Raw genomic sequence first — 12,353 nt, forward strand, 5'->3', positions numbered from 1 at the left:
GATGCTAGTTAAGGTAAGTAACAGATGCTTAAACGTTTAAGCAACCAAAACTTGGGTAAGCTATGCATAAGTTTTGTGGTACTTTTTTTATTGTCTGGATGCGGGGAGGATCACTGTATTAAGCCAGAAAATTTATCAGGTTTGCGTGAAAAACTAGATATAGTGTCAACAGAGCAGAAGTGGGTTGATTCTGGTGTTTACATCTCAGATGGGATAAGAAGCGTAACAGAGATTAATATAGTGCCTAGTAAGGTTAATTTTTGTCCTAAGCAGTATGGAGATTTTGCAATTGGGCCTGGGAGAAATGACATTACATTACCATTTGCACTTGAAGCTGGTGATACGATAAGCTTTAGTGTTATTGGAAGTAAAGTGTGTCAAGATAAAGAGGATGATACAAAAATCAGGTACGTGAAAATCGATGAAAAGTGCAGCGAACAAGAAGAGAAGTATTTTGCACATGTTTTAAATCGAGAAGGATGTCAGGATGGAATATGTCCTAATAAATATATAATAGGCGATGCGCAATGGTTGAATGGAAAAGAGTACTGGGATTCAGATTTTTCGAAGTTAGATCAAGATGAAAAAAAGATTAAAAATGTCATCAATTCTATAAAACAAGAAGGGGGAAATATAGACTGCAGGGGGCTTTCAAGTGATCAGAAAAGCAAAATAGATACGCGCATTTTGAATTTACTCTGTGGACGTATATGTAAATTTCCTTCCGACAGCGGAAACAAAGGTTGCGCATATATTGAATACAATAGTATAGAAGGTGAGATATTCAATGCTTTAAATTCTAGTGGTGAATCTGTTATTGCTGAAACTATTAGTAACGTATTAAAGGAAAAACAGGTAAAAACTGACATTACACTATTACGTGTTCACATGGATGGTGAAGATTTTGAATACATTCCAACAGGTGGCATATGTACTAACTGTGATTATAAGATAGAAAAATACCATCGAACACTAAGTTTAACTTTTAGTTTATGTAGTAGAAATGACGAGCACTGCTACGATAGAAATGACAAAGGTGGTTTCAACATAAGAGTAACAAAGAACCATAGCCTAAAAAATAACTTGTATATACGCGTCTCTGACAAACTTCCTGAGCATAACCCTGATGAAACCCAGGGAGATATATCTGTGGATATTAGCCAAGTTCATGATACTGAGTACATGGAAGGCTTAAAAGAAAAGTTAAAAGAAAAAAAAGGCACCATATATTATGGAATAAGAGACCATGGCTGCGATTACAAAAATGAAGGTCAGTTTAGCATTAACCTAACAACTAAAGAGCCACCTACAAGAACTTTTAGTGCAATCTATAATTTCTTTGACGAAAAAGTAAAAACTGCATTTTTTGGTTCCAGCTATAAAGACTCCAACGCGATTCACTCTGATACTAGTCCTGTAAAGCATCTTTACGAAAGTTTTGTAAAATCAAGCAAAACAAACACCATTAGATCTACGATAATATCGCTGTTAGTATTATACATAATCTTATATATCCTTTACTATTTTTTTGGATTAACTCATATTTCTATATATGAGTTTCTAATTATATGCGTAAAGATAGGAGTTATTACCCAGCTGCTGCAGGACAACAGTTGGAATTTTTTTTATAACAATGCATTTTCTATTTTTATTAACACCCCAAAACAGTTAATAGAAATAGCAAATTTCAGAGGCACTACTTCAAATGTTTTTGAGTTTCTTGATTTGCCGTTAAATAGATTTCTGTCATCGCATTCAGTATTGTTAATAGTATCTCTTATATTTTCTGGCCCTTTGGGCATTGTATCTTTTTGCTTGGTGATTTGGGGTTTAATCACAGTGAGCTTATCTATTTTTAATGCCTTATTTTCTTTTATTACATCTATAGCAATAGTTGCGTTATTGCTTTCTTTAACACCTATTTTTATTATTTGTCTTTTATTTGCTTATACTAGGCAGATGTTTCACAACTGGGTTAAAAATTTAGCAAGATTTGCGATTCATCCAGTAGTGCTTTTAATTTTTATATCACTGATAAGTCAGGTTATGGATTATATCATATATTCAGTATTTGATTTTGAAGTCTGCTCTACGTGTATACTTAGTATTAACCTAAAGATTTTTAACCCTTGTATCTTCTATGGTTATGCTTCCAAATATACACCTAATATTACCGCTATGATGGCTTTTGTTATTTTGGGACACGCTATGAAAGCTTTAGTTAAAGCTTCTTCGGCAATATCTGACTCGTTGTTTGGTGCTTATGTGCAAAACGAACCTGGAAAAAAATATCAACAAAGCTTAATGGGAACAGTAGGGTTAGATGAACAAAGCGTTCAAAGAAGAGGAGCAGAAGGCGGAAGAGGAGGAGGTACTTCTCAACAGTCAGGTGCGTCAAGACCTCAAATACCGCAAAGGGCTCAAGGACCTCAAGGACCTAAGATACCAGGGGGCTCATAATGATAAGTAAAAGATCACTATTATTGATACTGTGTCTTGCAATCACTGGTTGTACTATGGATTGTGTTGAGCCTGGGTTACAGAGCAGAAACACCAGCGTTAATGTGGATGTTCCAGTTCATAAAGCAGATGAAGGAGTTAAAATTCATTGGGTTGATTCTGGTCAGGTAATTAGTGAGGGTGAGGAAATCAAATTCACCCTCGATGGATCAGTAAATTTTTGCCCTTTTAAAGAAGACAAAAATCCAAGGAAAGTACTTGTGCCTGCTGTATTTTGTGCTGATGGTTCAGAACCAGCTTATAGTAAAGCTGTAAATATTAATAGTGTACCTAACGATTATGGTGTTAATGAACAAGAAGTGTGTAAAGACATAGGGTTCGGAAACGGTCAATCATATAGTAAGAGACGTTATGTGGACACTGGAATTAAAGTAAATCCTGGTGATAAGTTAAGCTTCAGCTTAATTCCCAGGAAGATAACAATTGATTATGATAATCCAGGAGGAGAAGGCATCAGCTTTGATGATAATTGTTATAGAGCTGAAGAAGGAGGTGAAAAAGTGTCAGCAAGTGAAATATTGAATGTTAGCAAGCAAGAGGGAGAGGAATTTTTTTGTGAGGGCAAGGATGGAAAGAGAAATAAAATAAAATTTTTACCTCTTGATAAAACAAAAGCAAAGGAAAGCAAAGTGCTAGTTGGCAATGGTTACACCCCATATGATAATAAGGTACATTTTAATAAAAGTTACATTAAAGACAACAAACCATGGATTCATGGCTCGCTGCTCGATTTACGTCGCGCTAAAATAGGATTGAATGAATTATGTAACGGAAAAAACTGTGATCTTAACGAGATAAAAAAGTACAGCTCTTATGAGCTTAACTGTTACTATCAGAATGTGTGCTATACTAAAGAGGGTATAAGTCGTCCGGGGAGTTGCGTCTCTTCTATAAGATACAACAAATATGATAGTAAAAACGGCGAATGTGATATGTATCCTCACCTTAAAGAGGTTGAAGATAGACTTGAGAAGATTAAGAAAAATAAAGGGGATCCCAAGCAGATTAACATTATTGATTTTGCATCAAACACTGAAGAAGATATTTCCTGGGCCGAAGCTCTCGTTGCAAAAATTAATGATTCTGACAAGTCTGACAAGGAAGAAGGTGGTACTGTGAGTAATCAATGTTTTCCAAAGGAAAAGGGTGCAGGCGAAAATGATAAGCGAGAAGGTTATGATTATGTGCGTAAGTGTTCAAAAACCAATGATAATTTTGAGGATTTTTCTTTAAGGTTGAACCATAATTATGAAGTAAATAAAGGTATAAAGTCCGGTAGTGATGTAATGCTTGCTATAGCAAGTAATGGCGAATACTACCTTCATAGAGGCGGATATCATGTTAAAGTAAGTAGATCATGTGAATACATTAATGGCGAAAAACTGTATGTGTATTTGGGTGATGAGCCACCTAAAGATTTGCATGGTGTGGGAACTAATGATTTCAAAGTGGTAGGAGTGAGAGAAAGAGTAGACGGAAAAGATGAGTACACCATATTAGATGTAATAAGCGGAAAACACTTTCAGAACGAAGAATCTAAGAAGATATATTTTGGTATTGATGTAAGCAACGTAGAGAGAGATGACATTACGGACAAAAATGGCAAATATTATGAAAATAATAAGTACACAGTAACTTTATTTGTCAAAAGAAAAATTAATGATTTTATTTCATCGAATGTAAACGGGGTATTTAAACTTATAAAAGAAGAAGTAATTGGGGACAGCGTTAAAGATTCATACAAAGGATATGCAAGAGGTCTTCTTCAAGGAGTAAGAGCTTTGCTTACTCTATACGTTATATTTACTGTCGTTGGCTATATGCTTGGAACAATACAGCTAAGTAAATTTGATTTCATTGTAAGAATGTTCAAGATAGCATTTATAGCTTTTGCCTTTAGCGATAGAAGCTGGGAACTTTTTGGTACAACTTTATCCAGACTTTTTATAGATGGTAGCACTTATTTAGTTGATAGCTTTTCTGGCTATATAGGGGAAGGGGGGAGAAAATTTGCATTCTTAGACTTGACAGCAGGAGTATTATTCACAGCAGAAACTTGGTTAAAGTTTTTATCGTTGATGCTCTCTGGTCCTTTTGGCTTTATTGCATTTTTGGCAATACTCTACGCTACTTTTGCGTTTTTAAAATGCATTATTAGCGCTACGTTTAAATATGTAATATCTACTGTTCTAGTAGCGTTTTTACTGTCATTAACACCTTTGTTTATCGTGTTTATTTTATTTCAACAGACTAAATCCTTGTTTGATAACTGGATAAAAACGCTGGCTCACGTTGCAGTACAACCAGTTATTTTATTTTCATCTTTATCTCTTTTAAATCAGTTGATGTATTCAGTTCTATACAATCTCACAAATTTTTCTGCATGCTATCAATGTTTAATTAGCGTAAATTTCTTATCGTATGATCTGTGCTTGATGAAATCAATACTGCCTCTTGGATACAGTCCTGGCACTAATGTTGATGTTGCACTCAGTACCGGGGAAAGGGCTGGTGGGCACTTTGCAGCGTTGCCCATAGATCTGATCCAAGCATTTATGTACTTAATTATTGCTAGTGCAATGGAATCTTTTGTTTCTATATCGGAAGCTATGGCACAAGCACTATTCAGCTCTGGTTGGGGAGTTGCTGGCAGTGTTGGTCAAGTTGCCACAAGCGCATCACAATCTATACTGTCGGCTGTTGGCCTTGATAATAAGACCCAAGGTATGATACAGAACATTAGGCAACAAGTGGATAAAGATCGGACGGAAGTTGACGTGAAGGATAATTCCATGAGCCCTAAATCTGAAATACCAGAACAATCAGGTAAGCAAGAAGGTCCTGATAAAAAGGAGAGGGGGAGCTCTAAACCTGAAGCACCAAAACAATCAGGTCAGCAAAAAAATCCTGATGAAACAATAAGAAGTGATCCTAGTGATAAAGCTAAAAACAAGGAAGGAAATGGAGAGAAGTAAGAGAAGTAAGATATGAATGATGTTATGGAGTAACTAATTAAAAAGATATTTTAAGTAAAGTTTTAGAAATTTATTTCTATATTTGGAAAAAGTTTAGATATGCAATCACGCTTAGGCAAATGTTGGTTTAGGGTATTACTTCTTGCAGCTTATATGCTGATCACAGGTTGTAGTAAGAATGATATGCCTTTTCCAAGGTGCATATCTGCTGACTATTTTGGTCCTAAACCTATTGCAGTAAGCGCTCATTTTTCAAGCGACCACGATGCGTTTATTCCAGGAGATGGAGAAGTTGTTGATCCTGAAACTGGAGAAATTAATTATGGTTTCCACCATAACCAAGTGGTGAAGTGGGAGGATACCGGACTTGAAACTAATGGAGATAGTTTACAAGTGCGAGTTAATGGTGCATGGACATCTTGGAGTAATAATAACAAGAAGGAATCTAAAAAAGGGAGTTATACCTTACAAAGCTTGGAGCAGTTAAAATATGCAACTAAATTTGAAGGCAAGTCAGGTGATAATAGTCTACCTGACTTTCACTTAGTTTGTAATGATTATAAACCTAGCATACAAAAATTTTCAAGTAAGCCTAATGCAAGTTGCACTGTAAATTGCAAGTGCATTAATGAAGATGATAGTGCAAATACAGTATCACGTGGTGCTCCATGTTGGTTTACCAATGGCCATGGTGCTTATCTTTTGTTTCAAACGGGGAAAGATGATCCTAACGAAAATCTAAAGTTAATGCGCGATCCTCAATATCCTACTGTACATCTAGGTTATAACTCCACAGCAGAGGGCGACAATGGATTTTTTACTTTAGACAGAGATAACACTAAATTAAAGGACAGAAATTGTAATGAGTTGAAGTTAGAAAAGGGATGGAAAATATATGTAAAAATATTAGATAGATATTATCTAGATAATGTAGGCGGCTACTCTTTTGAGTTTTTGGGTGGAGTACAAAAACCAGGTACCTTTGGATTTTTCAATGAAGTTTATCATTATCTAAAATGTGTATTATTGATTAACAAAAATTGCAAAGAACATTTTAATAGCAATGATCCTGCAGTTGCACAAGCTATGTTCGAAAATATAGCTGAAAAAAGTACGAGCTTTCATAATTTTGTACTTTCCTTGCTTGTTCTATTTGTAGTGATTTCATCGCTTCTTTATCTTTTTGGCATGATACGAGAAACTAAGCATGATATGCTCATCAGAATGATGAAAATCACTCTAGTAATAGTGCTTATATCTCCTGGAAGTTTTAGATTTTTCTATGATCATTTTCTCGTTCTATTCGTTAAAGGTCTTGAACAACTGATAAGTATAATTACTAATTTTGCTCCCAACATGAACACCGGAAGTATTGCTCAAGGAGATGAAGCTAAGTTGTTTAGCTTCATGGAGGACATGTTCAATAAGTTTTTTGCTTATTCTGTTTGGAAAAAGTTTGCAGCGTTTTTACATTACCAAATGTGGGCAAGCTTACTTATGATACCAGCAATTTTCATAGGGATAGTTTTATATTTCTTGCTGTGCTTATATGCTTACATAATATTTCTCTCTGGTTTTATGGGTATAGCTTTTCTTATAGCTATCATGCCATTGTTCCTGATCTCTATTTTATTTTCACCGCTGAAAAGTCTGTTTGAAGGTTGGATAAAATTCTGCATCAGCTTTTGTTTACAGTCGATTATGATATTTGCTCTCTTGTCATTACTGGCTTCCATTATAATGAATACCTTTTATAGGCAGTTAGGTTTTACTGTATGCTACAATAAATGGTTTGAGGTAAGGTTATGTGCTCCAAAATGGGTGTTTGGCGGTTTTTGTATCGTTGATAAGCAGTACTTTGGTTGGACCCCAGGGCAAATTTTCGTACCTTACACTCTTGGAGAAGCTTCTCCGCTGAACGTAGATAAGAACATAGAAGGTATAGAAAAGATAAGCAGAGAAGGTGGTACAATAAAATTTACTGGCGGTGCTGAGTATATCCCTCTTCCACCGGATTACATTGAAAAAGGTTTTCGTTATATAGATTACCCTTTCTTTAACCCAATTCCTGGTACTAAAAAGAATCCAGCAGACCATTATATTGCAGAAAGTGATATGATAGTAGATAATAGCTGTAGTGCGAAAGATTTAGTGCGTTTAACAAATAGTTTATCCCATTCGTCAGAAAAGGCTGATATCCTATTGTTAATCAACAATATAGAAAAAAAGATAGGTAGTATGGATAGTGAAATAACAAAGCACTACTGTCAATCTACACAAGATGGAACCGAATGCAACAATTATCGAAAGATGATAAATGATTATAGAAATGGTATCATAAGACCAGATTTCAAAAGAGAGATAAGGTCTTTAGTGGAAAAGGTTATTGAAAGTGATAAAAGCTGTAAATTGGAAAATTTCTCTGACTTAAATAAAGATTATCAAAATAATAGCGATTACCAAAGGGTGCAAGACATACAGAGAGGTTATTTAATCAATGCAGGAGAGATCTTTGTACTATTCTTGCTTTCATTTTTAATGTTCTCTTTACGCGAGTTCGTACAACAAATGGGCTCAAGTATAGCTGGTGGTGGATTCAGCGTTTACAATATATCTAAAATGTATGAAGCATCGCCTTTGGTTGGCATAATGGAAGAATTAAAACGGCGTTATTGGCAAGACGCAATTGCTGGAAAACTAGAGCCTTTAGGCAGTTGGGCTACTCATTTACCAGACAGATTAGCCGGAGGTACAGCTAATCTACTGGGTAGGATACCAAGAGTTGGAGGTGTACTGAAACATGCTATTGATGCGCCACGTAAACTTGTAAATGCTACTATTGAAGCAACAAAATTTGTGACATCGCCTGAAAATGACATTGATAAGCTTGAGGAAAAAATTTACAGGGCATTTGGAGTTGATAAAGAAGATATTACACATAGAAGGATTGGTAAATATTTAGATTATTATAAAGGATATGTAGGGTCACATTTGAGCTATACAATAGAAGATGCTATGAAGTTTACTTGGGAGCATGGCCTTGATTCTATAGGAGTTGGCCACCGTACAGGAGAAAAAGATGGTTACCAAGGTAATCTGCTCTGTAGAGCAAAATCGCATAGGCGAGATTTCTTAGAAAAACTTCATGATTACACTATCGGACGTAAGAGAGAACCAGAAAAAGACAAGCTTGATCAATCAAATGAAGTGACACGAAATTTAGGCACGGAACCAAAAGGTCCAGTTAAAATAAATACTCCGGAAACTATAGAAAAACGTGCTGAAGGAGCTGAAAGAAAGGAAGAAAGAAATCGAGGAGACAGTGAACCGGTCAAAAGGAAATTACCGGAACCAATGAGGAAACCAGATGCAAAAGGAGAAGAGGATTGAAGATGAAGACTAATAAAAATTTCAAAGGCCTTGATTATTATAAATTGCAGCAAGACGATAACGGCAACATAAAGTTAAATGACTACGATGACATTTTAAATGCGCGTAGGGCAAGAGTAGATCTACTATTAGACAACACACCAGACAACAATATCGACCTCACTAAATTAAATAAAGCTTTGAGTGAGAAATTTGTAGATAATCATAGTTTATTGTCTGAATTTGATAAGGAAGACAAAGAGATTGCACAAGAAAGGCTTAAGGTGTTTAGTATTTTAGAAAGCCTTGAAGACCTTAAAAGCGTGAAAAGTGAAGATCTATTAGAGATTAGTTTATTACTGTCGGATCTTAGCTTCATAGAGAGAAATGTTGTACTAAATCCCGATCAGAATTCTGATCTTGCAGAGTTTAAAAGTCTATTTATCGAAAAAAAGGCATCTGGTGAAGAGTATAGTGAAGAAGAATGTAGAGGCTTTCTTGATAATATAGATAAAATCAATACTATAATTAAGTTAGAGTTAGAAAGCAGAATTGAAGGGAACAATCACGATGAAAGAAATGATTATGGTGGGTTACAAGATGAGATTGGTCAAGCAATTAATGCAGCAGGCAAATCAGAAAAAGATAACTGATGAGTCTTGTGTTTGTGTTTTTCTTACAAGCGACTCGATAGCTTCTCTCTATTAAACTGCTAAAGCCATATTGACATTAATCATATAGTATTAAATAATTAGTTATTTTGGAGCTTATTTAGTATGCTACGCATCATTGCAGGCAAATATCGCGGAAGAAAAATAACTACAGGTAAGCATTTAGCTGCACGGCCAACTATGAGTGTTGTCCGAGAAGCAATATTTAGTATACTTTCCTCAAGAAAACCTATTTATAACTTGAATGTACTTGATTTATTCTGCGGAAGTGGCTCTTTTTCATTTGAAGCACTTTCTCGCGGCGCTAAACATGCATTCATGGTAGATTCAGACTATTACAATTTACAATTACCTAAAAAAACAGCAGAAGATTTTGGAATTACGGACAATGTTACGCTAATTTGCTGCAGTGCTAACGGATTACCAAAACCTATTTCAAAATGCGACATAGTTTTTATAGACCCACCTTACAATAGCAATCTAGTTGAATCAACGTTGAATGGACTAGCTCACTCAGGCTGGTTAAGTAATAATGCATTGATAATTCTAGAAATCAAAAAAAATGAAGATTTTCAGTACAATAAAAATTTTAGCGTAATTTTGGAACGTACTTACGGTATAGCAAAAATAATTTTTCTTTCTCTATCAACTTAAACTTATATACCCCTTCCATCGAAGGATCTTAATTCTATTTTCGTCAAGTTTCTGGAGAAACGGCTTTTTTTATATTGTTTGGGCTTATAACCTCCATTAAAGTTATTACTTACCAGATAACCATACGCCAACTCAATAAAATCACTTTTTATTTTAATATAACTTTCATATTTTTCGCCATCTTTCCATACAAAATGTTCTTCATGATCGATGTGAATATTTTTATTCCCACAAGCTATTTTTGGATCATGTTCAAGCACTTTATTTCTTCTTAACCTTTCTTCAGTTGATTGATCACTCAGTTTACCAACAAGTTGTATTTCCTGTGGAATCACAGTATCGCCTTTCCTACCGACAATTAATACAGGGCATTTTGTATCCTCTACAATTTTTCGTGGATTAAAATCTAATCCACAGCGCCCAAACCAACGATTCAAGAGCATTGAGGGAAGCCATTTAACTAAACTATGAGGAGAATCTCTGACTGTGTCCTTAAGTGAGCTATAAGAGTTACTATGAATTAGCGTTAAATAAATCCCTTGCTTTTCAAACCTTTTTAAAACTTCTGCTGCAACTCCTCCTCCAAGAGAATTAGTGTCTAATACCAATTCTCATTGTTGGTCAGTCAAATAGGAGAAATTGCAGAGTTGTTTAATTGTGGAGCTGGCAAGAGAAGTAATAAATTTGCACAAAGCACCCTAAAGCAGAGCAATTGTATCGTATATTTTATTGCGCAAAATGTTCTGTTTTATATATAACCAAAGCCTCTCAACAAGATTTAGCTCAGGTGAATATGTAGGTAGGTATATAATGTCGATATTTTTAGGTACCTTTAAATTTTTTGACCTATGCCAACTAGCACAGTCCATAACGAGAAAAGCCTCTCGTGTTTCTAGATATTGCGACATCTGCTCAAGAAATATGTTCATGCAATCAGTGTTGACATTTGGTGCAAATAAGCTAGAACTCTCTCCATTTCTAGGATTAACCGCACTATAGAGATAGAAATTTTGCCTAACTAATTTTGTTTTAACCTGTGTTCTAATCCCCTTTTTAAACCACCCATGTCCAACCTTTGAATGTGTGCCAAACCTTGATTCATCAAAGAAAAATAGCTCTTTTTCTGGATACTTGCTAATAGCTCCATTGAGATTTTTTTTTGAATTCCTCTTGTTTGCTTTTATCTTGTCCATTATGAACTGGTCTGGGTGTAATATATGAGAATTTCATCTTTTGCATATAGCGGTGTACTGTAGATTTGCTGATATTTAATCCGAACTTTTCCTGGATTCTTATTCTCATTTCTTTAATGGTAATATTAGGATTTTCTTCTATCCACTCTTCAATTTGCCGTAGTTGATCCTGATTTAATTTAGTTTTTCTACGCCGTTGTGGAGGAGTAAACAGTTTTTCTTTTCTGCCAAATTTCAAGAGTTTTACCCACGAAGTTAGTGCGCTTCTTGAAATGCAATATATTTTTGCTACAGCCGTTATACTATGCTTTTTTGCTGCAATTACAGCATTTAGTTTTTTTGAAACATATGCATTGTTCCTTACTTTCTTCAGCATTTCTTTTGCTGATTCTACTACTTTTTCATCCAATAATTTTGATCTTAATGCCATTTATACCTCGCTACTTCACTTACTTTAGTATGGCTTTTTTTCTATTATTGTCTATCCGTTCTTTGTATAGTGGGAATTGGTATAAGCAAGCAAACTAGCATAGAAAGTGGTTGTTAAAACACAACGTTTTCGATGAGATTATATGGAAAACTGGATTCCAGACTGGAATGACAAGTTCTCGGCAACCCCTACTTCATACCGCCGCGGTATCTCTAGATCCCGCTAACACGTAGCGGGATGACGGTTGTCAGGGTAGTACCTTCTCCTGTCATCCCAGTGCCCAGACTACTTGGATCCAGAAAACTTAACTTTAAATAAGTGGCTGCATAATAAAGACTAGATTCCAGCGTCACGCGCTGGAATGACACCATTTTCGGTCTCTCAAATTGCTTTAGCTACGAACATTAAGAAATTTACCAAATGAAAAAAAAGGCAAAGAAATCCCGTGGTGCGAGTTTTGACCCTCTAATACTTTAAATTGGCGCTGTAATAATGTGCTGACGCTTAGTTTAAGCGCGATTTGGCTGAATGTAGAAAAAAT

General features: G+C 35.3%; 5 protein-coding genes and 2 pseudogenes. 5 read left to right on the plus strand and 2 right to left on the minus strand.

Annotation, left to right across the window (positions count from 1 at the left end; all coding sequences use genetic code 11):
- Nucleotides 1-24: 24 nt before the first annotated feature.
- From OPR24_RS00475 to rsmD, 5 genes are all read left to right on the plus strand, one after another.
- On the plus strand, nucleotides 25-2,460 hold the full coding sequence (locus tag OPR24_RS00475; protein WP_265033370.1) for a TrbL/VirB6 family protein: 2,436 nt from the start codon (nucleotides 25-27) through the stop codon (nucleotides 2,458-2,460).
- The gene (locus tag OPR24_RS00480; protein WP_265033371.1) at nucleotides 2,460-5,495 is read left to right on the plus strand and encodes a TrbL/VirB6 family protein; all 3,036 of its coding nucleotides are present in this window, start codon (nucleotides 2,460-2,462) and stop codon (nucleotides 5,493-5,495) included. The genes OPR24_RS00475 and OPR24_RS00480 overlap by 1 nt, the downstream gene beginning before the upstream one ends.
- Before the next feature lie 99 nt (nucleotides 5,496-5,594).
- Nucleotides 5,595-8,885: a TrbL/VirB6 family protein gene (locus OPR24_RS00485; RefSeq protein WP_265033372.1), complete on the plus strand. Its 3,291-nt coding sequence runs from the start codon at nucleotides 5,595-5,597 to the stop codon at nucleotides 8,883-8,885.
- Nucleotides 8,886-8,887: 2 nt separating this feature from the next.
- The gene (locus OPR24_RS00490; RefSeq protein WP_265033373.1) at nucleotides 8,888-9,517 is read left to right on the plus strand and encodes a WD_0853 family protein; all 630 of its coding nucleotides are present in this window, start codon (nucleotides 8,888-8,890) and stop codon (nucleotides 9,515-9,517) included.
- A gap of 123 nt (nucleotides 9,518-9,640) precedes the next feature.
- The gene (rsmD, locus tag OPR24_RS00495) at nucleotides 9,641-10,189 is read left to right on the plus strand and encodes a 16S rRNA (guanine(966)-N(2))-methyltransferase RsmD (protein WP_265033375.1); all 549 of its coding nucleotides are present in this window, start codon (nucleotides 9,641-9,643) and stop codon (nucleotides 10,187-10,189) included.
- Between the two features lie 2 nt (nucleotides 10,190-10,191).
- On the opposite strand, the pseudogene OPR24_RS00500 reads toward rsmD, so the two are convergent.
- Both OPR24_RS00500 and OPR24_RS00505 read right to left on the minus strand, forming a co-directional pair.
- A pseudogene (locus OPR24_RS00500) lies at nucleotides 10,192-10,800 on the minus strand (alpha/beta hydrolase family protein); the annotation flags it as partial.
- A pseudogene (locus OPR24_RS00505) lies at nucleotides 10,801-11,812 on the minus strand (IS630 family transposase).
- Between the last annotated feature and the right edge of the window lie 541 nt (nucleotides 11,813-12,353).

The sequence above is a fragment of the Wolbachia endosymbiont (group A) of Sicus ferrugineus genome, from assembly GCF_947251515.1.
Taxonomy (GTDB): domain Bacteria; phylum Pseudomonadota; class Alphaproteobacteria; order Rickettsiales; family Anaplasmataceae; genus Wolbachia.